This window comes from Psychrobacter piscatorii (genome assembly GCF_043641605.1).
Taxonomy (GTDB): Bacteria; Pseudomonadota; Gammaproteobacteria; order Pseudomonadales; family Moraxellaceae; genus Psychrobacter; species Psychrobacter piscatorii_C.
Genome location: NZ_JBHZRK010000004.1, coordinates 45561 through 71904 on the forward strand (window position 1 = coordinate 45561; position 26344 = coordinate 71904).

The window sequence follows — 26344 nt, forward strand, 5'->3', positions numbered from 1 at the left end:
GTTGGAACACTATAAAAAGCATACCTTTTTTGTTTGCCATAATTGATCATCTAAATACGATCAACTGGACCCATGGTTATGAAACAAAAACTCGCTCAATTAAAACGACTGCAGACAGCACTTACCAGCTTACAAGCGGCCACAAACATAAAGGCACGCTTAATGGCCGCAAAAGAGCTTACCAACGTCTTAAAAGATATCGGCGCAATAGGGAACTTAACATTAAAAGAGGTTCGACAGGCCGCCAAAGATTATGAATTAGATGGCGAGTTTGATGACGAGTACAGTGACAATCCAAACGATGAGAATTATCGTTATGCCGATACCGGCTATATCGCAGGGTCGCACAAAGAACGTGCTAGCAGCCGTATTAAAGATTTGGCCAAAGACGGCATTACTGTTAAAGCTACTGATATTGAATGGGATGAAATCGAAGCTGATGCTTTAGTTGCTGAAGATGTGATTAAAAAATCTAACATTATGGGGAATGTCGATTATCAGGCTTTAAAAGATCAAAACGTGGAAGCCGGTACCGCCTATCTTATTCAAAAGGTTTTAGCATCTGTGGCACCTGAGCCTTATTGGGATGTAATGGGTTTCTTGCAAAATAGCACATCAGGGCGCCGAGTTATTGGTGGCCGTACTGAAAATAAGCTGAGACTTGCTGCGCATTTTAATGCTATTCCAATTGCTGATCAGAAGGCGCTGGCTCGTAGGGCCTATGTTAACGGTATCAATACGCTAAAATCACGCCTCACTGAGAATAAAAATATTATTGGTACCAGGGACCTGATTGCTGAGCTCAAAGCTATTGCCAGCGAAATGTCTGGTCACACTATTAGTGCATTGGATGAGGGCCAATATAATCAAGCAGTTTTTAAAGTAACAGAGCAAAGAGAGTTTATCGAAAATAAGTCTTTTGAGTTTGAGAGCGAATACAAGGCGGCTGAAAAGCTTGCACTAGAAACCTTGGATGTGCCTAACGATACTGCCAAGGAGCAAGGTTTTGTAGAATATGTGGGTGGTAGCTTTAGGGCTGCTCGCAGACGTGGTAGCTACTATGCACGGCAAACGTCAATGAGAAGCTGGCTTGCTGAGAAATATCCTAATATTGAATTCAACAAAAGATTTGCAAGAGATATAGCGCCGGTTGTCGTTAATGAAGATATTGATAAGTACAAAGAGCTTGTAGACGACGTCGAACGAATCGCTTTGGCCAACAAGTTAGTGGCGCTGGTTGATCCGCTATCAACCTTAGCATGGATATCACTAGGAGAAAGATTCTGGAATATTGTAGAGCTGCAGTCAGACGCCTTTATCAAACATGCCAATAGGGCCATCAAAGGTAAATACAATGACTGGGAATTAACTATTAAGCCTGATAAAGGTCCATCAGATGAGCAAGGCAAGCATAAGGGTAAGAGAAAGAGCACTTTTGAGTTGATTGTTGCTGACAGTATTAAGCGTATTGGCGGTGACCCGGTCACCATCAACTCTACTGAAGAATTAAAAAATACGTTTGGCTTCCGTGATATTCAGTCAGGTAATTGGGTACTGAAGGATAAAACCAGTGCTAAATTTCACGTTGAGAATGCGGCAGCCGCTATGATGGACCTGTCAGACATCGTGGGAATTGATCCTAAGTCTTTGGCTTTTGGTGGCAGGCTGGCACTGGCTTTAGGTGCTCGTGGTACTAAAGGAGCTTTGGCGCATTATGAACCGGTCCAGCGTGTCATCAATATTACTAAAATGAAAGGTGGTGGCTCACTGGGTCATGAGTGGTTCCATGCGATCGACAATATCTTGGGCGAAGTGTTAGGCGTAGATGGTGCGACCGGCGCTGGCAAATACTTAAGTATTGACCCTATGATGGTAGCTGAGAAATCAATCAATCTGTCAGTAGCTTTTGCTAAGCTACAAGAGGCCATGAAGAATGGTGATGTTAGAGCACCTGAAGTATTTAGAATTACTGATAAGGATGTAGAACTTGCGCTACTTAATATCAAAGAAAATAGTACGCGCTTGGCTAAACTGATATTTGACGCTAAAGATGCTAAGGAGGCAGTAGATATTGTTGATGCAAAACTTGGGTCGCCACATAGGTCTAAGCGTAGAAAAAATCATAATCAATGGCGCAAAGTGGCGGTTGCTTTTTTTAATCAAGATAAAGTAGGGGAGCCGATTGTTTTAAGCACTGGTGAGCCTATATCAGAGTTTTATGCCAATTCTAAGAAGCTTGATGCTGAGCGTTCAAAGCCTTACTGGTCAACCACACACGAAATGGCTGCGCGTGCGTTTCAAGCCTTTTTAGAAGATAGTCTAAAAGACCAGGACAGACGTAATGATTATTTAAGCTATGGGGCAGATAATGCGTTATATAGTGGCTTCCACCAAGCATACCCCGAGGGTGAAGAGCGTAAGAAAATCAACTTGGCATTCAAAAATTTGTTTGAAGTGATTAAAAGCGAGAAAATCTTTGAGAATGCTATTGCTGATCAAGTCATGATGGATGCTATTTTTGGTGCGCCAAGCGTGCTGTTTGATGAGGAACAATTAGAGCTTAATCGATTGTTCTCTGATAATTATATGTAAAAGTCGAATATATGACTGAATTTCCATCTAGTTCTTTTATACAAGCAGTTTGAGTTTTGATAGCAAGTGTAGCGTATATTAATTACATATTATTCAATTTAAGTCTATGCTTCTCCAAGGCTGAGTGGTATTGTTGGATAATAATGAAGAAGTTAGTTGAAGCCCTTGATGGCTTAATATCTAGATAATAGTATTGAGCGCTTATACATTAAATAAACAATTGTTCTAAATGAAGATGTGGATAATATGAAAAAAGCCCTCCTCCTAGCTTTGCTGTTCACAGTCAGTAGCTCCAGCTTTGCAGTTTCCGTTGATCAAAATTTATTAAATAAAGCCAAATCAGGTGATCGAGCTTCTCAAGAGGAGGTTGCTAAGTTTTACAGATTTTCTGGAGAAGAAGGTGAGTCCTTATCTTGGCTATATAAGGCCTATGAAAATGGATCTGGTTATGCTGCTGGTAAGATTGCAAAGGCTTACTATGATGGGGAAATGGGTTTACAAAGAGATCGTTCAGAAGCTTGGTCTTGGTATAGAAAAGGTGCTGAGCTAAATGATAAAACCTCTTTAATATTTATGGCGGATGACTATGCTAAAGAGACTGTTAAACAATACCGTGACTCGTCGGGATACAGCCCTAAGTATAGCGATAGCTATCAACTTGAACTGCAGAGAAAAGAAGAAAGACAAGAGCGAGCAAGAAAAGAGCAAGCGCTAAAGTATTTGGTTCAATGTATCAATGAATTAAAAGATGCAGAGTGTAACATTAGATATGCAAAGCTTAGAAGGACTTTATATGGAAATCTTGACGAAAGTGCGTTTAAGGCGGTCCAACGAGCTGCGGAAAAGGGTTATCTAGAGGCATTTACTGAGTTAGCATTTTATTATGAGAATGGCTATATCGTAAAGGAGGAGCCTAGCAAGGCGTATGAATATCTTCAATATACGGCTTCAAAAAATGAAAAAAACGCTTTAGAAAAGCTAGGTGAAGCATACCTTCAAGCACATAAATACAACCTTGCTAAAGATGAGAAAAAAGGTATCAATTATCTAGAGAAGGCAGGTGCCTTAGGAAACGGAGACGCTTATAGGACGCTAGGTGATTATTATTTTACGGATAAGAACAACGCAGTTGACCTAAATAGAGCTATTGGTTATTACGAAAAAGGTGTCGCATTGGGGAATCCGTATACAGCTTGGAATTTAGCTGCTCTTTACAGCGCACATGATGAAAAATTAGAAAAGAGTCGGAGCTATTATACGAAGGAAATGGCAAAACTTATGGCCTTAGCAGCAGACGGTGGGTTGCTTGAAGCTCAATTAGCACTAGCTTCAGCACATGAGAAAGGGCAGTTTGGCTTGCACTCTAGATCAAAAGCTAAATACTATTATGAGCTTGCTGCAAAGCAGGGATCGGGCGAAGCCAAGCTCAAACTTAAAGGTTTTAATTAATTCTTATGAAGAAATCAACCTCTCTGATTTTGTTGATAATCACTTGCCAATTTTCATATGCTAGCTGGTATACAAATTATGACTCTACTGGGAGAATAGTTTCTCTTTCCAGTGAAAAAGTACTTATTTATGATGCGTCCTTATTAAAGGATCAATATGTATTTGTGAATAAAAATCCAAAGGCAATAAATAATAAAAATTCTTATTCTAAAGAAGAGGTTATGAAAGTTGAAGATACTTACATTTTTAATGAAAGCGCAAGTAAAGGCCTCAAAGCTTCAAATAAAGACTTTAGATTTGACAGAATTATCACTGTAGAAGATCAGATGAAAGATGATCGACGGATAGTCAGATCCGTTCTAAATGACAGTAGTGTTAGTCGCAATGTTAAGGAAGCCGATACTGACGAGACTAAACCTATATTAGTCTATAAGCCATATGCTGTGATTATGCGATATTCAATTTTAAACAAATCTGACCAAATCGTAGAAAGCTGGTCAGAGAAAAGTTCTATGCAGTATCTAACTATTGAAGATTGCAACAAAGAAATACCAAAGTATAGAAAGATAGCTCAGAACGAATTAGATGACTCTTTTTTCGTTAAATCTCAACTACTTAAGGGCAAGACAAGCGTTTCTTGTGCCAAAGTCAATAAATAACTTGTATTTGGAAAGCAATATATGAATAGCGAAAACAAAGATGTCGTTGAATTTTCATTAAGAACTTTAGTTAGATTTGTAGAGTTGGAAGGGTTGGATGTCAGTGACTTGGTTGATAAGTATTCCGCTAAAGTTATTGGTAATGAACTGGGTTATGATGATGGTTTTGGACCTCAAGATAAGTTCAAGGCCTTGGAGCTTATCAAGTCTTGTCGATCTTCTAATTAAGATTTCAGCACTTTTGCAGTCATAGATTGTCTATATATTTTTGAGCAACTATATCGACAATCTAAACTCATATTGTTCAATTTTCATTATATTAATTTACTAATGTAATTATAAGTTGTTAGAATAGTCATTAGCTTAAAAGCGAATGCATTATTTTTTCTAACTTAATGTCGCTATACCTAATAAATTGCTTAAATTATCTATAGTTAAGTAATATTTGCTTTCAACTCATCTAAATAATCAGCCCAAGCCTGCATCATCACTTTACGCTTTGGTAAGAATACAGTGCGATTGTAGGCTATGCCATGCATATCCCTTACGCGATGAGCAAGCTGCTGCTCCACCAATGCTTCAGGAAAACCTAGCTTCTCTACAATCAAAGTCATCCCAGAGAGCGTAACGTAGCTCGCCAGCCCTTACGAAAAGCATAGGCATCAATTTGATAGCAATTTTAACTTCAAATGATCCTTGATACTCATCAATATCGTTAAGCAACCTACCAAGCTCATCAGTATCTAAGATAGTAGCATGATGTTGTACTACCGGCGTTTTCAATGCACCTAATAAATCCTGTGTAGTATCACGCTCGCAGCGCCCAGTATGCACACCATACCTAAATACCTGTCCAGCCATTGTGCGCATCTTTACCGCTGACTCAATATACCCTTGCGCCTCAGCTGATCTACAAGCTTCTAATACATCCATTGGCTTGATATCAGTTTGATGAGGAACAATTAGAGCTTAATCGATTGTTCTCTGATAATTATATGTAAAAAGCGAGTAGATGTTTTAAGCTTCTAGATTAACGCTATTTTTATAATTCAATTTGATATTAGATTCCACATACTCCTATACAAACTCTAAGTATTCGACTAGAAAGTCGCTTTAGCTGTTCTAGTCGAATATTTGGAGCCTACATCGCTTTGCAAAAATAGTTTTGTCTAGCTATCAAAAAGCTAATCCTTAGATATATATTTTAAAACTGAACATGATTTTATAAAAGGTTTGTTTTGCTTTCCTACAAAAGTAGGCTAAAATGCTGAATTTTTTATGGAAAATTTGAATGGTATTGACCTTATCAGTACCAATGCAAGGAAATATATATGGCTGAAATGATTCCAGATAGCATAGGAGTAGTCAAAAGTTCTACATCAGGAGAGCGTAGAGTCTACAACTTGCTTAAAAGTGTGCTTCTCCCTGATAGTGACTGGATTGTTTGGTACGAACCCTGTGCCTCCATTCAAAGTAAGCATGGCGATTTTCTTATCTTCTCAAAATATCACGGTATAATTTTAATCGAAGTTAAGGATTGGAGTGCGTCTTATATAGCCACAGCAAATCCTAGCACCTTCATTATAAAAAATAGTGATGGTTCAACACAAAATCGTGAAAACCCTCTTAAGCAAGCGCGTAGTGTTCAACTACAAATTAGAAATTTGTTAGAAAAGAAACACTCGCTTAGACAGAAAGTCGGTAATTTTGCTGGCAAGTTAAGATTTCCAACAACTGAGTGCGTCATATTTACTGGTATGGAAAGAGCCCAAGCTGAAAAAGCAGGGCTAATGGATGACTCAATACTTAGCCATCAAAAATGCATTTTCCAGGATGACTTACGTGTAGATATAGATGATAAAGAATCACGTAACTCATTTGTTGAACAGCTACTAGGGTCTTTTAACCATAAGTTTGCGTTTACACCACTAAGTAGCAAAGAGTTAGATGCTGTTAGATACGCTATATTTCCAGAATTACGTGTCAATCCACAGCAAGAGCTTGCATTGGATATTGCGCTAAATAATGATGATCTGATCAAGGTTTTGGATAAACAACAAGAGATAGTTTCAAAATCTATTGGTACTGGCCATCGTATTCTCAAAGGAGTTGCTGGTAGCGGTAAATCCCTGGTTGTGACATATCGTGCTCGACACTTAGCTAGATTCAATCCTCATTGGCGGATACTGGTCGTATGCTTTAATATTTCATTAAGAAGTCATTTAGGTGCAAGTTTAAATAATTCACATATAGAGCCTTATCGTTCATCTGGTAAAGGATATATAGAAGTAAAGCATTACCACAGTCTTTTATCCGATTTGACTAATATCAGGCTAAGAAAGGGCGATAAGGAGAGTTGGGATGATTATAATATCCGTCGTTCAGAAAGCCTTATTGATTACGTAGAAAGTCAGAAAGATTTTCAGAAGTATGATGCTATCTTAATTGATGAAGGTCAAGATTTTACAGAAGATATGATTAGAGGAGTGTTGAGCCTTCTATCAGAGAAGGATAGCTTGCTTTTCTGTTACGACCCTGCTCAAAATATATTTGGTAGAAAAAACTTCACTTGGAAGTCTGTGGGTTTGAATGTACAAGGCAAGAAACCTACATTGCTTAATAAAAGTTATCGCAATACACGACAGATATTAGAGCTGTGTACAGAGTTCAAAGGGGAAGACCTTGATGTTGATGCTGAAAGTGAGAACAAATCACTGATACCTGATTATGGAGATTGCCGCGAAGGTGATTTACCTTTATTGATTCAAAAGAATTCTTTTAATGAAATGATAGATTATGTCGCACAGGACATCATGAGTCATACAGGAAACGGGATCGAGTTATCAGAATCTGCTATTATCATTATGGAATCAAATGTCAAAAGAGATATAGTTAAGAATCTGATTCCAAAACTAACCAGTAGACTACTAGAGCTAGGATGTGGCAATGGTTGTGTTAGTGCAATCTTAACAAAAGAAGATAAGTTGAATTTAGATCTTAATTGTCCTAGTGTTAAAGTTATCATGACAGACTCATGCAAAGGCTTAGAGTTTAGAAATGTATATATGATGGGTCTGGCTGTTGTTGAAGAAGATACGCCTGAGCTAAGAAAAACTGCATATGTGGGTATGACTCGTGCCAAGGACTATTTAACAGTGCTTTATGCTAAGCCTAATCACTATACCGATATCCTATCGGACATTTTAGAAAAGCAAAGTAGGTTGTTTTGATTATTCAAAAAGACAGTAAACTAAATGAAATCTAAAAGAGAAGATAAAATGAAAGATGTATCTCAGAAAAATGTTCACTTACAGTTGTTTTCACCAAATAACGAGCATATAGGCCATTTTGATGGGGAGTTTTTTTATCCAGCAGGTGTTCTACCTTATAGAGTTGACGGTAATGAAATATATACTACAAAAATGCCTGCTGAATACATCGGTGATTTTGAAGAAGGACGAGGAGTTTCACTAACAGGGGATATCCTATTTTTTGTAAGTGAATAAAAATTCTCTTTATTTAATAGATATATTAAACATAGTCAATCTACGTCAGCAGCTTAGAACATTTTGATTTGTATCTTGGCAAGGTATAAATCAAAAAGTTGTTCCTTAGTTAGAAGCATATCAATTAGTATTTTCTTTCAATTTATCTAAATAGTCGGCCCATGCCTGCATCATCACTTTGCGCTCTGGTAAGAACACGGTGCGATTGTAGGCTCTGCCGTGCATATCCCTTACACGATGAGCAAGCTGTTGCTCTACCAATGCTTCAGGAAAACCTAGCTTCTCTACAATCAATGTTCTCGCTGTAGCTCTAAACCCATGTACTGTCTGTTTTGACCCACTGTAGCCGAGCCGCTTCAAAGCTTGGTTCATTGTGTTTTCTGACATTGGTTGTACAGTCGTATGAATGGCTGGGAATAAGTACTTACTACGAGCGTGTAGGGATAATTCACGGATTAAAGCAATAGCTTGCGTTGGTAGTGGGACGATAAGAGATAGACCAGTTCTACGTTGAGTTTTTCTTGGCGTAAAAGTCCAGGTGCCTTCATCAAGATCAAAGTCATCCCAGAGAGCGTAACGTAACTCGCCAGCTCTTACAAACAGCATAGGCATTAGCTTGATAGCGATTTTAACTTCAAAGGATCCTTGATAATCATCGATATCATTAAGCAATCTACCAAGCTCATCAGTATCTAAAATAGTAGCATGATGCTGTACTACTGGTGTTTTTAATGCACCTAATAAATCTTGCGTAATATCACGCTCACAGCGTCCAGTCTGCACACCATATCTAAATACCTGTCCAGCCATTGTGCGCATCTTTACCGCTGTCTCAATATACCCTTGCGCCTCAGCTGATCTGCAAGCTTCTAATACATCCATTGGCTTGATATCAGTTATGGGCATACTGCCAAGATATGCATTTAGCCGTTTTAGCTGCCTATAGTTATTTTTGATAGTAGAGGGGGCTATATGAGTCTTGCGGCTCATATACTCTTCAGCAACCATAGCGAATGTATTTTTAGACTCAAGCAATTGCTTACGCTCTTCCTCTCTTTTGATATCGCGTGGATCATCACCGTTAGCGAGATGATATTTAATATCAGTCCGCATCTGTCTTGCAGCTGCTAAAGTGATTTCTGGGTATTGACCTAGTGTTACTGTGACACGTTTTCTTGTGATAGGTGTCGTATAGTCAATGCGCCATGCTTTTGTGCCAGCCTTACTAATATGTAAATAAAGACCACCGCCATCGGTTAAGGTATACGGTTTGTCCAAAGGCTTGGCCTTATCGACTTGAGTATTGGTAAGGGGTTTGACGGTTTTTGCCATTTTTACAGTATCCTCTACAGTATTTTTGCGCTCATACTGTATAGAATACTGTAAAAATTACAGTAAGCAAGGGGTAATTATGGGTATATAAGGTAAGTTTTGGACAATAAAAAACCCCTGAAAGCCTTGTTAATAGGGCGTTAAGGGGTTTTTTGGTATATTCATATGGTGCGCCCACCAAGACTCGAACTCGGATCGATCGCTTAGGAGGCAACTGCTCTATCCTGTTGAGCTATAGGCGCATTATGGAGTGACATTGTAGGAAAAAGCCGCCATAAAAGCAATCAACAAAAGACAAATAGGGATAATTTGTCATTTATCTCCATTGCTAAGAGCATCAGCGACATCTACTGGATTATCACCTGATGCTTTTTTTGCCCGTGATGTTGGTTGAAACAAGTCGTTCACGCTATTCTCATAACCATTAATATTAAAATAATCGTATTTTTCTAAAATACCTTGGCCCGTACTAGAGAGTAAGAAATTGCGAAAACTAACGGCAACAGTACGGTCTGTCAAAACAACGCCTTCGAGCTCCTGCTTATCTTTCAAGGCATAATTAAAAGAGGTTAGTGTACGTGCCTCTTTATTATCGTTCTCGGTAGTTGCCTGCTCACTATCAGTATTTCCGCTATCGGTTTCATCCTCTGTAATAACTGTATTGGTGTTTTCCTTACTCTGGTTATCTTGGTGTTGAGACGCTGTCAGCTCTGCTTGTAACGGCGCGAGACGATCTGCCGATAGCCTATCATTTGCGATAATGACGTCTGTATGAAAAGCGGCGTCGCTGTCGTTGTTAGCAGCGATATTATTGTTTGATAAGGTCAAAAGTGTGTTTGGCGGCACATAGTTTGCCAATACTTGAATATGAGGATAACGAGATTCAAAACTGACAATAATATCGTCCAACGGCACTTGCAGATTTTCTGCTGCACGGACATACAGGACACTATCAGGCACAGTTTTGGCAGTCTCATCGCCTTTAGCCGTTACAGACTCATTCTCACTTGCCATGATAGGTAGCGGATCTATATTTTTACGATTGTGGGTCCACAACCACGTAATCAGAGCGATAAAAATTGCTAGCAGCAATAAAATTAGCCCAGCCAGTAGCAGCTTGTAGTCTTTCATATATTACCGCTCTTTTATTAATGGATTCAGTTCAAAATTTACATAAGACACTATAGGTGATATATGGCTTGAGTCAAAGCTTTTGATCGAGTACTTCATTGGTTAACTCTGTCAACATCTCTGCAAACACATCCGTGTTCACAAAAGAAGGCATAGACGCTGGGGTTTTATTCTCAGTACGGTTATCACCAAGCGAGTCAGGCTGGCTATCAATCGCTTTTGTATAAGCTGTTGCTTGATGTGCCGCCAATGGCGACTGACCGATCATAAGCTTGTCTTTTAGCCATTTAAACCCGTGCGCCTCCCACCATGCTTCAAAACGCGATAAAGTGCTACCACGTACTGCAACAGGTAAATCTAATGTGCGTAGTTTTTGTGCCAACACAGGATCGCTAATAGCTTGGTGAATGCTGAGATAAAGTGAACCACTATCGTCAGTATAAGGACGTCTGTTTTGCCATGATTTATCATCGATTTTCATACGCGGTAATTGCCATAGCTCACCACGATAGTAAACAACGTATAAACGTTGTTTAGGATGAACAAAGATGGCATCAATGGGACGCAAAGGCATAATGTTAAATCATCTCGTGATAATGAAGGTTAGGTCGAAATAAGGTATAGAAAATAACTTAAAAGAGCGGCAATGTATATTTTATTATCATAATTATGAGCAGTGCTACAAAGCGACATTAGATGTCGCAAGATAGTATAATGCTGATATCTATACTGGTAAACATCGAATATCAGTGGCACACTGACACAACATATACGCTATTTATGAAAGCGTATTGTACATCATATAATGCTAGCAGAAATGCATTACAGTGACGACTGCCAAAGATGTATTGATGAGTATCAATTCGGGCTTCATTGCTACTTTCTATGGCACTTTTATTACAAGCGTAGTGATTGACAGGTTAGCTGTAACCGCAGTAGCCCTCAGCGCTTACGCTTATTCCAATCAGATTATTGTCTATGTTTACTATCATTCAGTCACATCGTACCGAAAATCTCGTTGACCAGCTACTGGTGCAATATCAATCAAAGAGCCAGAATATTTTTGAACCCTTTATCGTTATTGTACCGTCAATGGTATTGGGCGATTGGTTGGATAAAACCATTGCTAGCCGTGCTGGCATCAGTACATTGGTACGTACCAAATTTTGGGGTCAGTATCAGTGGACACTCATGCAGGAGGTGTTAACTCGCCATAATACCTATTTATTAGAGGTTAATCCTGACGCAGCAACCTTAAACGTGCCCGAAGTTGCCGTGCTGTCGCCAACGGTGATGCAGTGGCGACTGTTCGGATACCTAACTTACTATCAATCGTTGATTGTCAATGATGACACGCATCCTGTGCACCCATTGTTAGCATCTTTGATTGACGAGCCACAAGAAGGGGTCAAGCAAGATAAAGCGCAACAAGATGCCCGCATTTGGCAGCTGGCAAGCGATTTGGCAAGGGTGTTTAACCGTTATTTGACTCACCGTGAGGATTGGCTAGCGCTATGGTCGGACAACAAGCTGCTTGATGTAGATAAGCTAATCGCAGATAAAGATGCGCTGTCCCTACGTTTTGATCAGTATGCACGCGGTACGCCTGAGTGGTTGGTGGCGCACTATGTAGAGTTAGAGATTGCACAGCGATTCTTGTGGTCGCATTTATTTGCGGATGTACATCAGCACCGTGTGGCCATTGAGAATACCTTTTGGTCAGCTTTAAAAGATAATAAAGCAAATGAGCGTGAGCAGTTGCCCAAAGTATTGCGTATTTTTACCATTCAGCAATTGCCACAGACTGAGCTTGATTTTTTGCAGCGCTTGTCGAAATACATGAATATCACGCTATTACACTACAATCCCTCAAAGCTGTTTTGGGCAGATATTGTCGATAAGTCATGGTTACAGCGTCAGCAGATCATTAATCCCCAAAGCGTGTTTTTACGTGATTACGGGCACAGTTTACTGTCGCGTTTAGGCAAACAGTCTCGTGATACTTTCGCCATGCTAGCTAATTTGTCAGGTAACGAGCAATACCAAGAGGCGCTAGTAGAGTGGCAAGATAACTTTAGTGATAGGTTTGACGGCGAAACTGGTAGCGTCATCGATGGCAGCATCAGTAATAGTGATGACGATCATAGGTTGCAAGCAGCAGAAAACGGCCCAAGTTTATTGCGCCGTTTGCAAAACGATGTGTTGATGCTTGACGAGCAATCAACACAACAAGCGACAGCCGCAAAAGTCTCAGAGGCCGTCGGTAACCAAATAGCATTGGATTTTGAGCAAGAAACGTCATGGTATGACGATGAGGTGCTAGAGAATAAACGCTTTGAAAAAGACCGTTTTTGGGCTATCTCTTCTCAAGACAATAGCCTAAGCATTCATTCTTGTCATAACCTACAACGGCAACTTGAAGTACTGCGCATTATGATTGGTCGCTGGCTCAATGAGCCCATCAAAGCTGGTGAGAAAAAGCGCCATATATCAGACATTGTGGTATTGCTACCTGATGTTGAGCGTCATCATGCGCTCATCAGCTCTATTTTCGTCAATGGCAGGGGACAAGATGGTCTGACTTTGCCTGCTAAGGTGACAGGTGTTGTCGATGCTGATATTCGCCAGTTATGGGAAGCGATTATCGGGTTTTATAAGCTGCTTGGCAGTCATAGCGCCCGTTTTGAAGCGGCTGAGGTTTTAGACTGGTTAATGCTGCCGCCCTTATTTGAGAGTTTTGGGTTGACCCATGAGCAAATGAGCCGTGGTTGTGATTTGTTGGTGGAAGCTGGATTTATGCGCGGGTTTGATGAGCTGCATCTAAAGCAGACACTAGACGTCAATGACTATGACTATCGTTTTAGCTTTGCACAAGCATTGGACAGATTGACCCTAGGTTTGGTCATGCCAGAGGCGAGTCTGAGTGATTGTCTGTATCCCTTAGATCAGGATGAATGGCCAAGTACGGCTGTGCCTGAGATGAGCTTACCACTCGCGCAAGTGAGTCTAAATGATGCCATGATTGTAGAAGCGCTTTGCTGTATTTATACTGGCTTAGTGGCACGACGTGATGACCATACACAAAAAATGAAAGCGGAAGACTGGCTGGATCAGATTGAGACCCAAGTTATCCATCGATACTTTGGCGATGTCGATCAAACACGCACGATGCGCGCTATCTATAATGCGATGAATGGCTTTAAATCGAGCTTACGTGCCAACCGTCAATATAGACAATACTCTAGTGGTGATACTAATAGGGTAGAGGTGGAGCAAAAGCTGGCAGGGGTCGAGCAGTTACCGCTAAAGCTGAGCTTTATGCTAGACAGTATCGAAGCTGAGCTTGAAAGCCAACAAGTCAGTGCAGAACCGACTGGCGTGATCACTTTTGGTCGATTTGGTGCGCTACGTAACGTACCATTTGAGTTGGTGGTGATGCTCAATATGGATCTCTCTGAGTTCCCAGGGCGTGACCGTGATAACCGATATGACTTGATGAAAGCGACCAATTCACGGCGCGGTGATAGAGTCAGTGAGGATGATGATAACGGGGCATTTTTGGATGCCCTACTATGTGCGCGTAGTGCGTGTTGGATATTCTACAATGGCCAAAGTCTGACTGACACTCATGAGCATCTACCAGCTAACCCAGTGAGCGAGCTGCTACAGTTTTTGCAAGGTGAGGTACAGTGGCAGATCAACTCGCTTGATACTTTGCCTGAAAGTATTGATCCAACGACAGAAAGCCTTAAGCGTTATTTACCAAAGCTCATCAAGCAGTGGCTGGTTACTGAGCATCCAGCACTACCTTTTCACAAGAGCTTGTTTGAAGCAGATATTGAAAGGGCTTCTGAGAAAAAAGATGTTACGTCTGATGATGTTAGCGATAGCAACCTTGATACTACTGTAGCCGATGAGCTGGATAGATTGTTAAATAAAGCCATGTACCAAACAAAGCTGGCTCAGAAAAAACAGTTCCCTCCGGCGCCGCTGTGGCAAGCAGTGTTTGAGACGCTACAGAAAAGAAGATCTAGCGAGCATCCACAGCTGATTGGTTTGCCCACAAAAACACAGTACGAAGCCATTGCTCAAATGCTAGGCCATAGTTTGGGTAGGCTAGGGAACATAGATCATCAAATCGTGTTTACATTAGCCAATATGATAGGACTGGATACTTTTGTTGCTGCTAATGATATGAGCGATAGGACTAAGGCGCTCACCCGAATGGTGTGTGATACCGTATTCAACATTGGGGAGATAGATGTCGAAGGTATGTTGGTGTATCAAGTGCGCCATCCTGCTAAAGCGTTTTTACGGTCTCAAAAGGTGCATGTGGTACAAGGTGAGGAAGCGATGGCACATCAAGAGCCATTATTTTTGGATCATCTGACAACTTATCAGATTAAAGATCATTTGATTAAAGGGCTGGCCGCCGATAAACGTACTGACAATATGGCTCAGCCAGATAGCTCAACTTTGATATATCAAAAAATCATACCAGCAGGGGTAGCGCGCCAAACCACGTTGCCCAATCAACAACAACAATTACAGCAGCAGTGTCTAGAATTTGAAGAGCAGTTGATCGCTAATGGTTTCGGTGAGAGTATTGTACCTAATACAGGTAGAACAGAGGGTATGGCAGATTTGCAGTTACTTACCCCAACCATAGAAAAACCCGTTGAATTGTCAGATTTGGCGGCTGTGCTCAGTCATGTGAATAACGACGCAAACAGTCAAATAGACACAGACGCATGGCTTACATTACTGCCTAAATCTATTAAGATAAAAGGCCCCGTACCAATATTAGCACCAGTATCGGCACAATCGGATGTTCACAATGAAAAGATTCATACTCAAGAAACAAGTGGCTATGCTGAGCAGTCACCCAAGCAGTGGTTAAATATACTGCCCAATTCTGCCAGTCCAAAACATCTACTTAAGTTTTGGTTGTCCCATCTATACTGGCAAGTAGCCAGACGCACCACGGCTGAGCAAGTGGCAGCAAATGATGGCGTGTGTATTTGGCGCTTTAATAAATCCAGCTCAAAAGTAGATACCTACAAAAATTTCATCGCATTTAAACTAAGCCCAATCGTCTATGAAGATGCAGTGATAGAACTGATGAAATGGGCGATTTTTGGCAACCTATCGGGTCAAACTCCCATCACATTATTGCCTGAGTATGCGTTAAATTATCTGGCTAAGTGCTCAAAACCGCAAGCAGATGCTAATGAAAATAGCAGTTATTGGCCAAAACGAGCAGATTTTAAAGATTGGTTAAGGTCTGATGATCATTTAGATACGGTATACGATACTTGCTCGCAGCATGCTATTTGGCAATATGTGCTGCGTGATCAAGACGCCTTTAGAGCCTTATCAGCGGCGTTGACCACCTTGGCGCAACCATTGTATGAGCCAATGTTTGCGGCACTAAAAGGATTGGATAGCTAGACCTTAGTGTCTCTTTTATCCTTTTGATCTAATCGATAATAATTAAAAGTATACGTCCATATGACAGATTTTACCGACATAACCAACACCGTTGATATCTCTACACAACCAAATTTATTTGATGAGCATTCAGATGCTACAGCTGAGCCCAAGGCAAAAGAAGAGGTGCCGCCAGCGGTTGCTGTTGCTTTAACGGGTCGGCACCTTATCGAAGCCTCAGCAGGTACGGGTAAGACTTGGACGCTGACTGGCATTGTGCTGCGTTTACTGATTGAGGCACGGCGTGCGCCAGAGCAAATCATTGCCACAACCTTCACTCGAGCCGCCGCCGCCGAAATGCGTCAGCGCATCCATGATCGTCTGGTAGAGTTTTATCAGTTATTACAGTGGGTCAACAATCTGAGTGCATATACCAATAATAAAAATAACTTATATCCAAGCATATTGCAGGTACTGCCTGACAGCGATGATAACAATAAGAGTAAACCAAAAGATAGTGATTCCAGTATCGAACCAATTGCTCGGACAGGCGTTGATGAGTTTAATCAAGACCGTGAGCATGATAAGCAGATGGCTAAGGAAAAGCGCGCACAGGTTAGAGAAGAGCGCGGAAAATGGTTAATCAAGCAAGCTAAACACGCACGCTTAGATACCATCATGCAAGACCCTATAAATCTGCACTTGGTCGGTTATTTGCTAGACCATGTATATAGCTACTCAATGACGGAGGCCATCCGACGCACTGCGCTGGTATTAACAACATTAGATAAACTGTTTGTGGGTACGCTCGATAGCTTGGCGCAAAAGTGGCTGAAGGAATACAGTAGTGAAACCGGTCATCAGCAAGGCATGGCGATTATCGAAGACAGTAGTATCGAGCAGGTTACGGACAGTATCATTCATGATGAGCTGCGTCAGTTTCAAAGCCGTTTATATCACGAGCAGCCTAAATTATATGCACTTATGGATCAGCAAGGTAAGCTGACTGAAGTGCATGATCATAAAAAATTCGTTTCTCGTTCGCTCAATTTTATTTCTGCACCGATTGATGAGATAAAACTAGATCAAGGTTTTGACTTTGATGCGTATGAAAAGCTGATTCATGAGTTTGCCCAGTTAGATTTGGCAGACATTCAGCCCTATCTAAATCCTGATTATAGGAAATCTCAAGGATTTAATGGGCGTTCCAATCTATTTAAACAGTTCGATGCACTTGTTGATGTCCATCAAAAGATAGCGCAATATCAGCTAGCATTTAACAGCCATTTGAATGAGCGTGAAAATAAGATTCTGACTTCTTTGCAGGATGCCAGATATCCAAATGAAGACGGCAAAATTAAAAACTTCAATAAAGATAGAGAAAAAGAGCATCAGACCCTTTTTGAGCTAAAGACCATCAATAAGTTGATGGCGCTCTTGGATATGATCGAAGGGTTAAATCAGCATATTTTATTGGTTCTAGCCAACCTTAATCGCCATATCGTGCTTGCCGTACGCAACAGACTGCCCGTTATCTTAGAGGAGCGAGGGGAGACCACCTTTAGTCTACAGATGGTGCGCTTAAACCAAGCACTAACGGGTCGGCAAGGAGATAAGCTGGCGCGTTATATTCGTCACCATTACCCAATTGCATTAATTGATGAGTCGCAAGATATTAATGGCGAGCAGGCCATTATGATTGAAAGCATCTATTTGCCAAAGAGTAAACGCAAACAGTCAGATAATGACAAGCAATCCACCACCAAAAAGTCCAACCATGAGTTTTTGCTACTGGTTGGTGACCCAAAGCAGGCGATCTATGGGTTTCGTGGTGGTGACGTGACCAACTATAATTATATGAAAGCACAGTTTGACAAAAGTACCATTTGGACGCTCAACACCAACCGGCGCTCCACCCTTAGCTTGATTAATGCACTCAACTGCTGGTTCGGTATACCTACAGCAACGACTGCTGAAAACAAGCTGGCGCAGCTGGGCAGTGGTATTTATTATCAGCACAGCAAAGCCGCAAAAGAGCAGAGTAAATTGTCTTGGTTCAAAGATTCAGGCGCAAAAGATAGTAGCTTGGTGACTGACGTTCTCTCTGCTCAGCCAGTGAGCATCTTGCATTTGCCTAATGGTAAAGAGGCAGAGCTTGATTATGATGAGTATGAAATCACCGCTCGTCACATTGCTATTTTGCTCAGTAGTGGTCAGACATTAAACGATCAGCCGATTCAGCCCAGTGATATTGGGGTGCTGGCACGTACCAAAAAAGATTTAAAGCAGGTTGAAGATGAGTTGGTTAAACTGGGCGTGCCAACCCTAACTACCAGTGACGTCAGTATCTTTGAAACGATCATGGCAGAAGATATCGCAGCGCTACTTAGTGCCATGCTATACCCGTATCGTCATGACATGATCAATCGGGTCTTAACCAGCCATCTATATGGACTGAGTATCAAAGATATTAAAGCCATGATGACGGATCATGAATCAGGTGTGGTTGATAGTGACGACAGACTTAATACTATCAATCCAAATAGTAGCGATGTCCAAAATATAGAACATAAAAAGAGCTATCAAGATTTTATTACTTATCTAAAAGAAGGCGCACAGCGTTGGCAGCATTTTGGTATTTTATCGGCGCTACATTACTTACTAGATAAAAGCCCCATACAGTTACAAGGCGTTTGGCAGGCACTGGCCGCTCATCCAGAAGGTGATCGACATATCATGGATTTGCGCCATGTGATGGACGTCTTGGCACAGTATGGCCTAGGTATGGGTGAGCATGAGCTGTTAGCTTGGTTTAGACGGCACATAGAGGCTGCACCCAACAGCGATTGGGCTAAGCAGTATCCGCTACCCACAGAGTCTGGCGTGCAGCTCATGACTATTCATAAGTCAAAAGGACTTGAGTTTCCCATCGTCTATGTACTGGGTATGGGAGATGCCAGTAGGAAATCAGGCAACAAAGAAGACTATGGATTGTATCTATATAATGCTCAGCAAGCACCTTCAGCGTTAGTACAGCAATCAGCAGAGGGTCAGTCAATAGGTAATCAGCGTCGTTTCTCACCATTGCAAGGCTCTGCTACTGTAGACGATTATTATACCGATATCGAAACGAAAGAAGGCTTTGATGAGCTGCGCCGACTTGGTTATGTGGCATTCACTCGGGCTAGCGAACAACTTTATGTGGTGTTGCGAGACCCTAATGACACAAGAGATATGAAGCGCAAACCAGTATTTTATTGGTTTGACTCTCCAGACGCAAAATTTGAATTACCTGATAGGCTAAAGGGCACGATAGGTATACTTAGAGGGCATGATATTGATGAGTTCTATAATAATCATTATGCTAAAACAGTAACGTCAACAGATACCAAGCTTACCATCGAACCCACTACACAATCTATTGAGTATGTTCCTTTTGCTGAGGTCATGAAAACGAACTATTTTTATGGTTGGGCTAAGACCAGCTTTACGGCTTTGGCTCGTCAGCTAGACGAATCAACGCAAGCAATGGCGGTTGTTGATGAGCGTATTGATGATGCAATAGACATTGATATGGCAGACGCTGCAGTGTCGTTAGAGCCTTATCCTAATAGCAGCCTTGATAGTAATGCGTCTCTTGAAAAAATCGATGAGATAAGTCTCAAATTAGAAGAGGATATTCGCTTCACCTTTGTAAAAGGGGCTAATGCAGGTACGTTTTTGCATGAAATATTTGAAAAAATCGATTTCACTAATAAACTTCAGTGGTCTGGGGTGATTGATAGAGCGGTGAGTAGTTATCAGTTGCCGCTGGTGTATAGCAGTGCTGAGCATCAAAGCCGTAGGTCACAGGTAAAGAGAGAAGGAGATCGTGACTCATTTGACTCTGAGTCAATAGATACGACAAAGCATGAGGCATTGATTACTTGGGTTGAAGAAGTGCTGATTACCCCGCTATTGGCTTCCAATCAACCCTTGTGTGCTCTAGATGCAAATCAGCGATTTGCCGAATTAGAATTCAATATGGGTTTGTCAGAGCGCTTTAAAGCAGAAGATATCAGCAAGTTATTTCAACAGTATCTACCGGATGAGACAGACAAACATGTCAATCTTGTTCCGCAAAATAGAACGCACTTGTATCGTTATTTACGCGGTGAGATTGATTTAGTATATGAGCATGCTGGCAAGTACTATGTGGTCGATTATAAGAGCAATTTTTTAGGAAATAGCCTAAGCGATTATAACGAAAACACACTCAAAAAAGCCATGTCCAAGGCAGGATATTGGCTACAGGCAGCAATTTACCAAGTAGCGTTACATCGATTCCTTTCGATAAGGATTACTGACTATGTAGGTAACGAAGCTAAGTATTTAGGCGCAGTAGAGTATGTATTTCTACGAGGGGTATATAAGCCTAACGCTCAAGCAGCTGCTACCGTATCACAAGATGGTATCAAAACGAGCGAATCGCCACACAACAGCCGTTATGGACTCGTAACTTGGGATATTCCAATCGATTTTATCAAAGGTTTAGATGCGCTATTTGGTGTACCTGATTAGTAAGCCTACATAACGACTATCATTAATCAAAGATTCTAAAAAGATCAACTAGGTCAAAATAGAGACAAATATACAATGAGCAATAATAGTAAAAGCAGTGCAGCAATGGGCTTACAAGAAAGCTGGGCCAGTAATATCAGTGATTATATTTTGCTACGCCGTGAGCAAACGCGTATAGCGTACGACGCGACGCATTCAAAGGCGAGTAATGAGAGCAAACAGGTAGACAAGACAGAAGACGGTTATTTATTTAACGCATTGTTCATGATGTTAGCGACTCATTTAGAAGAGGGCCATACCGTACTGACCATTGAGTCCTCTGAACATGAAGAGGTATTGCAAGGTGAAATCAATAATGAGTCAGTCACACTATACACTTGGCAGAAACAGTTATTAGAGATGCTAGCAATGCCAATCTTTGCGCTCATAGATACTAAATCGAATACTCAACCAGAAGATCAATCTACTGCCGAAACGTCGATATTTGTATTGCTAAGCACATTATTTGATAAGCGGGATCAGCTATGGATGCAGTTGGCGCTAAGTAATCATGAAAAGGACATGCTAACCAAGCGTTTTGATACGATAGCAAAGGTATTTCAGCTACTGAAAAATACCGATTTTACTTTTTTTATGAACCTAGTTAATAAGCATGATTTGTTTGCTGAGGTTAAGGCTAACACTAATAGTAACAATGAAGAAAATAGCCTAAGTAGTAATAGTCAACCTATCATTTACAAAGTAACTAACAATAGAAATTCGACAAACTCCATTACTTTTTGGCTACATCGAGCATGGCAAGCCGAATTTAATTTGGCAAAAAATATTAACAATATCTTGAATCAAAAAGTAAGTCCTTTACCAATAGCCATACCTGAAAGTCTTCACGAAAATCAAATAAAAGCGATTAATGTCGCTAATAACAACGCGTTTAGTATCATTACCGGTGGTCCAGGGACAGGTAAAACATACACCGTTGCTCAGTTAGTTATAGCACTGCAACAAGCGACAGAGAGTGGAGGGGAGGGTTCTGAAAATATTATATTTAGTACGGATAGTGCGAGTCTAGCACTAGCAGCGCCGACTGGTAAGGCTGCACAGCGTATGCAAGAGTCTTTGCAGGCTGCTTTGGATACAGCGGGTATTGATTTACAGCTGCAAGAAGCCAAAACCATTCACCGTTTGCTAGGTATTGGGCGGACGGGTAGACCTCGTTACAATGCCGATAATCCACTTGGCGAAGATATTATCATTGTTGATGAAGCATCAATGCTAGGAGTTGAGTTGGCTAATTACTTGGTGAGTGCAGTAAAACCAGGGGCAAGACTTATATTGTTAGGAGACGCTAATCAGTTGGCGGCAGTCGATGCAGGCGCAGTATTGGCGGATTTATGCCGTATACCATCTCTACAACTCATTCATGCGGAGCTGACTGAGAGCCGTCGATTTGGTGCGGACTCAGGTATTAGCAAGCTGGCTACTCAAATCAATAGAGCAGAGACAAACCCTCAAACTATTTGGCAATTATTAAGGCAAGACGATGCCTTGAGTTTCCAATACGTTAATACGTTGCAAGTAGAATCTGTACCAAGCAATCAGATAAAAAATAGCCTAAGCAAAGATAAAAATATTTCGAGAATCTCGCAGGGTTACCAGTCATATATAGAGGAAGTTAAAAATCTGCTGGAAGATCCGATCAGAAAGTCTATGCCAGAATCAATAAAAAGTACTATTGCATTATTGATGGAAATATTTAGTGAATTCAGAGTATTAACTGCTGGCCATAATGGTGAGTGGGGCGATCATTACATCAATAATTATCTCACCCAATGGCATCTTGCTGAGCTAAAGCTGCCATTAGGTCAAAATACGTGGTTCCATGGTCGTCCTATCATGATTTTGCAGAATAACTATGAATTGGGGTTATTTAATGGTGATATTGGTTTCTGCTTACAAACATCAGATGAACGAAACCAATTGGAGGTGTTTTTTGAAAATAAGACCCAAGGAATTACGGTCAATCTACTCAACGAGGAAGTAGTCGCTACAGCATACGCTATGACGATTCATAAGTCGCAGGGGTCTGAATTTGATCATGTCGCGATTACGTTTGATGATAGTCATGCAAGGTTATTGAGCAAAGAGCTTATTTACACAGCGGTGACTCGCGCCAAAAAACAGGTAACGATATACAGTACAAAACACGCTTTTGAAAAGGCAGTTCAAACACCGACTGAAAGACATACTGGTTTGTCCCTACAGTTTTAGGATTTATGATTATTCTGCGCACAAAAAAAGCATCTGATTTGGATGCTTTTTTTTGTGCTTAGATATTGTTAGTCACTTAGAGGTAAGACTTAAACCTTATCTTCTTTGATAGCATAGATACCTGGCAGGTGACGCAAGTAACCATGGAAATCCATACCGCAGCCATAGACGTAACGATCTGCGACATTAATACCGACGAAATCAACATCAAAGTCGGCAACTTTGCGGTCATGCTGCTTGTTCAGCAGCACACAAGACTCGAGAGATAATGGTTTTTCTTTATTTAGTTCCTCGACAACAGCCTTTAGAGTGATGCCTTCATCAAAAATATCATCAATCAACAAGACATGCTCGCCTTCGATACTCACATCAGGCTTGAATTTCCAATCAAGATCGTTAGTACCTTCATTGTCACGATAGCGTGTCGCATGGATATAATGCATACGATGGTAGAAAGTAAGATGCGTCAATAGTTGACCAGCTGGAATTAATCCACCGTTCATAACAACCATCACAATTGGGTTCAGACCAGCATAGTGTAGGTTGAGCTGAGCAGCCAAACGCTCATAAGCAGCCGCTACTTCTATACTGCTGATTAGGCACTCTGAGTTACGTAATGTTTTTTCGATTTCTTGATTGCTGATTTGGGTCATCGGGCGCACCTTTGGTGAAAAATGCCAAGTATTTTAACAAGTTTTGGTAAATTTTCCCAATGTTATATGACCATTTGGTCAAAATTTAGCAATTACTCTGGTTTTTCAATGATAAATGGACGGTAATAATTCGCCAAACGATTGAGCGAGTCATTTGGTAGATCAGGGAGTAGTTTGTTAAGCGCCATATTCATCCCTTTATCAATTGCAGACTTGGCAACTGGCACTGACTTGCGTTTGATCATACCTAGTTTTAACGTTTCAGCGTAGCGGCTGACGAAGTGGGTCAATGTCGCTTCGTTCATGGTTTCGAGCGCTGTTTTAAACTTGGCTCTATCTACATGCTCTGGTGTGATAGCAGCAAAGCCTTCGACGATAGTTCTAGCATCTGTTTCTGACAATTTAAAGCCAATACGTTTGACACCTTCATTATCAATAAAAGTTGCCTGGTCTTTTAGAAAGTGAAAGCTTGGAAGTACTTCTTCGTTACTTTCTTTACCAAGTAAGATATTAAGCAGGGTATCGGTTGAGCGCTCTATCATGGTGACGATTTTACGCATCGCGGCTTGCCGTTCAGGGTTTGGAATAATCTCTACCAAACCAACCAATAAATTGTCCGTTAGATCACGAGCTGTCTGATGAGTGAGCGCGTCGCGGTAAGGGTAATAATCTACTTGCTCATTTGAAGCAACGACTTGTTCGGCCTCGCTGATTAATACTTTTAATTTATCTGAAGGTACGAATCCAAAATAATGTGCCATTGTGCTTCCTTTATTTGTTGTTTTTCATGTCTTACTTGCGTTACATTTGTCGTGAAATCGGTTACCATTTAACCAGAATTTTAAACAAAGATTCACCACGCTATATGCTACTTGGTGACGCACCGTTATTGTGTAATGCAAAAATTTGTTGGCTAATATTCATCTCACATGATTTTTACAATTTATTCGGTGACGGGTCGGGTTATATGAATGACTCGCTGCACACTAATTTAGCATATTTTTTATATTCTGATTTAAAAAGCTTGAACTTATAAGACTACCTACTACTTGTCTAGGGAGAGATAAGATGAATAGTGCTATTGTACTGATATTCGGCGTTGCTGCTATGCTTTGTGGCTACGTGTTTTACTCAAAATTCATTGCTACCAAAATTTTAGCATTAGATAACAGTCGTCCCACGCCAGCGCATACGATGAAAGATGGGGTCGATTACGTTCCTACAAATAAATATGTACTATGGGGGCACCATTTTACCTCGGTGGCAGGCGCTGCACCGATTATTGGTCCTGCCATTGCGGTTATTTGGGGCTGGGTGCCTGCCATCATTTGGGTGGTTTTGGGAACGATTTTTATGGCTGGTGTACATGATATGTCGGCCATTTGGGCAAGTATGCGTAATAGAGGTCAATCGATTGGCTCTATTGCGGGTACGGTCATGGGCACACGTGTCCGCAGCTTGATGATGGTTGTGATTTTCTTATTACTATTGATGGTTAACGCGGTATTTGGTGTTGCTATTGCTAATATGATGATCAAAACGCCATCCGCTGTATTGCCTGTTTGGGGCGCCTTGGTGGTTGCCTTTATCATCGGTCAATGTATTTATCGCTACAAGATGAATTTGGTTTGGGTATCTATTATCGGGGTAAGCGCTTTATATGGGCTGATCTATCTTGGTCCTATGTTCCCGATTGTGTTACCTGAGACCGTGATGGGCTTACCTGATAACGCTGTATGGATTCTTATTTTATTCGCCTATGCGGCGATTGCTTCGTTGTTGCCCGTATGGATGCTGCTTCAACCTCGCGATTATATTAATGGTTTACAGTTATTTGTTGGTTTGATTTTATTGTACGCAGCTATCTTTATCGGCACGCCAAATATTGTCGCGCCAGCAATAAACACAGCACTGCCAGTTGGCACGCCATCACTGATGCCGCTGTTGTTTGTGACGATTGCTTGTGGGGCGATATCAGGATTCCACGGATTGGTTGCGACAGGGACGACGTCTAAGCAGATTGATAAAGAAGAAGACGCGCGTTTCGTTGGTTATTTTGGTGCGCTAGGCGAAGGTATGCTGGCACTCGGCGCGATTCTGGCGGCAACCGCAGGTTTTGCTACCCTTGGTGATTGGCAAGCGGTCTATCAAAAATTTGGCGACGGTTCTATCGGTGCCTTTATTGATGGTGGTGCGACCATATTAAACGCAGGTGTTGGTATCGACATGGTACTATCACAGACGATGCTTACGGTCATGGCTGCCTTGTTTGCAGGTACCACTATGGATACTGGTGTACGCCTGCAACGCTATATTTTCCAAGAGTTCGGTGAGTTTTATAACCTACCAGTCCTCAATAAGAGTGTGGTTGCAACGTTACTCGCTGTCGGCAGCTGCTTGCTGTTGGCGTTTGGTGCCGGTGGTATTGATGGTGCTGGTGGTATGATTATCTGGCCACTATTTGGTACGACTAACCAGTTAATGGCGGCGTTAACACTAATGATCGTAACGGTTATTTTGTTACGTAAAGGCAAACCAGTTTGGTACACTTTAGCACCATTGACGTTCTTACTGGTCATGACAGTATTTGCACTATTGATCCAGCTAAAAACCTTCTTTACTGATGGTAATTGGTTGCTGATCATTATGGATATCATTATCTTAATCGCAACGATCTTGGTGACGTTTGAGAGTCTATCGGTACTACGTAAAGAGTGGTCGATACATAAAGGCAAAAGCGATAACATTTAGACGCTAAACCATA

At 41.2% G+C, this 26344-nt stretch carries 17 protein-coding genes and 1 tRNA gene; 10 read left to right on the forward strand and 8 right to left on the reverse strand.

Going from position 1 to position 26344, the window contains the following annotated elements:
- The first annotated feature begins 78 nt into the window (after positions 1-78).
- The 4 genes from ACHUET_RS05110 to ACHUET_RS05125 all read left to right on the forward strand — a co-directional run bounded on the left by ACHUET_RS05110 (position 79) and on the right by ACHUET_RS05125 (position 4928).
- Positions 79-2592 (forward strand): LPD1 domain-containing protein, encoded by a 2514-nt coding sequence (locus ACHUET_RS05110; RefSeq protein WP_394211199.1) that lies wholly within the window; start codon positions 79-81, stop codon positions 2590-2592.
- Between the two features lie 246 nt (positions 2593-2838).
- Complete coding sequence (locus ACHUET_RS05115) at positions 2839-4041, forward strand: tetratricopeptide repeat protein (protein ID WP_394211201.1); 1203 nt, start codon at positions 2839-2841, stop codon at positions 4039-4041.
- 5 nt (positions 4042-4046) lie between these two features.
- Complete coding sequence (locus tag ACHUET_RS05120) at positions 4047-4700, forward strand: hypothetical protein (RefSeq protein ID WP_394211203.1); 654 nt, start codon at positions 4047-4049, stop codon at positions 4698-4700.
- 21 nt (positions 4701-4721) lie between these two features.
- Positions 4722-4928 (forward strand): hypothetical protein, encoded by a 207-nt coding sequence (locus ACHUET_RS05125; RefSeq protein WP_394211205.1) that lies wholly within the window; start codon positions 4722-4724, stop codon positions 4926-4928.
- A 206-nt stretch (positions 4929-5134) separates the two neighbouring features.
- Here the strand turns inward: ACHUET_RS05125 and ACHUET_RS05130 are convergent, their stop codons facing one another.
- Positions 5135-5308, reverse strand: a complete 174-nt coding sequence (locus ACHUET_RS05130) for a hypothetical protein (RefSeq protein ID WP_394211207.1) — start codon at positions 5306-5308, stop codon at positions 5135-5137.
- Positions 5280-5633, reverse strand: a complete 354-nt coding sequence (locus tag ACHUET_RS05135) for a tyrosine-type recombinase/integrase (RefSeq protein WP_394211209.1) — start codon at positions 5631-5633, stop codon at positions 5280-5282. The genes ACHUET_RS05130 and ACHUET_RS05135 overlap by 29 nt, the downstream gene beginning before the upstream one ends.
- Positions 5634-6031: 398 nt before the next feature.
- On the opposite strand from ACHUET_RS05135, the gene ACHUET_RS05140 reads away from it, so the two are divergent.
- Together ACHUET_RS05140 and ACHUET_RS05145 are read left to right on the forward strand one after the other, a co-directional pair.
- A complete protein-coding gene (locus ACHUET_RS05140) occupies positions 6032-7930 on the forward strand; it encodes a 3'-5' exonuclease (RefSeq protein WP_394211211.1) in 1899 nt (632 codons plus the stop codon).
- A gap of 48 nt (positions 7931-7978) precedes the next feature.
- On the forward strand, positions 7979-8206 hold the full coding sequence (locus ACHUET_RS05145) for a hypothetical protein (RefSeq protein ID WP_394211213.1): 228 nt from the start codon (positions 7979-7981) through the stop codon (positions 8204-8206).
- 120 nt (positions 8207-8326) lie between these two features.
- Here the strand turns inward: ACHUET_RS05145 and ACHUET_RS05150 are convergent, their stop codons facing one another.
- From ACHUET_RS05150 to ACHUET_RS05165, 4 genes are all read right to left on the reverse strand, one after another.
- Positions 8327-9538 carry a tyrosine-type recombinase/integrase gene (locus ACHUET_RS05150; RefSeq protein WP_394211215.1) on the reverse strand — a complete coding sequence of 404 codons (1212 nt, stop codon included), beginning with the start codon at positions 9536-9538 and terminating at the stop codon, positions 8327-8329.
- A 166-nt stretch (positions 9539-9704) separates the two neighbouring features.
- Positions 9705-9780 (reverse strand) — tRNA-Arg (locus tag ACHUET_RS05155).
- Between the two features lie 70 nt (positions 9781-9850).
- Entirely contained in the window at positions 9851-10669 is an 819-nt protein-coding gene (locus ACHUET_RS05160) for a hypothetical protein (RefSeq protein ID WP_394211217.1), read from the reverse strand.
- Positions 10670-10742: 73 nt separating this feature from the next.
- Complete coding sequence (locus ACHUET_RS05165; RefSeq protein ID WP_394211219.1) at positions 10743-11243, reverse strand: hypothetical protein; 501 nt, start codon at positions 11241-11243, stop codon at positions 10743-10745.
- Between the two features lie 404 nt (positions 11244-11647).
- Here ACHUET_RS05165 and ACHUET_RS05170 point away from each other — a divergent pair, with 404 nt between their 5' ends.
- The 3 genes from ACHUET_RS05170 (at position 11648) to recD (ending at position 22927) form a co-directional block, all read left to right on the forward strand.
- Positions 11648-16120, forward strand: coding sequence for an exodeoxyribonuclease V subunit gamma (locus ACHUET_RS05170; RefSeq protein ID WP_394211221.1), 4473 nt, complete (start codon positions 11648-11650; stop codon positions 16118-16120).
- A gap of 60 nt (positions 16121-16180) precedes the next feature.
- On the forward strand, positions 16181-20659 hold the full coding sequence (locus tag ACHUET_RS05175) for a UvrD-helicase domain-containing protein (protein ID WP_394211223.1): 4479 nt from the start codon (positions 16181-16183) through the stop codon (positions 20657-20659).
- A 75-nt stretch (positions 20660-20734) separates the two neighbouring features.
- Positions 20735-22927: an exodeoxyribonuclease V subunit alpha gene (gene recD, locus ACHUET_RS05180; RefSeq protein ID WP_394211225.1), complete on the forward strand. Its 2193-nt coding sequence runs from the start codon at positions 20735-20737 to the stop codon at positions 22925-22927.
- A gap of 89 nt (positions 22928-23016) precedes the next feature.
- On the opposite strand, the gene ACHUET_RS05185 is transcribed toward recD, so the two are convergent.
- Complete coding sequence (locus ACHUET_RS05185; RefSeq protein ID WP_290176904.1) at positions 23017-23580, reverse strand: hypoxanthine-guanine phosphoribosyltransferase; 564 nt, start codon at positions 23578-23580, stop codon at positions 23017-23019.
- Positions 23581-23672: 92 nt separating this feature from the next.
- Complete coding sequence (locus ACHUET_RS05190) at positions 23673-24341, reverse strand: hypothetical protein (protein WP_238038328.1); 669 nt, start codon at positions 24339-24341, stop codon at positions 23673-23675.
- A gap of 307 nt (positions 24342-24648) precedes the next feature.
- Here ACHUET_RS05190 and ACHUET_RS05195 point away from each other — a divergent pair, with 307 nt between their 5' ends.
- Positions 24649-26331, forward strand: a complete 1683-nt coding sequence (locus ACHUET_RS05195) for a carbon starvation CstA family protein (protein ID WP_394211228.1) — start codon at positions 24649-24651, stop codon at positions 26329-26331.
- Positions 26332-26344: the final 13 nt, after the last annotated feature.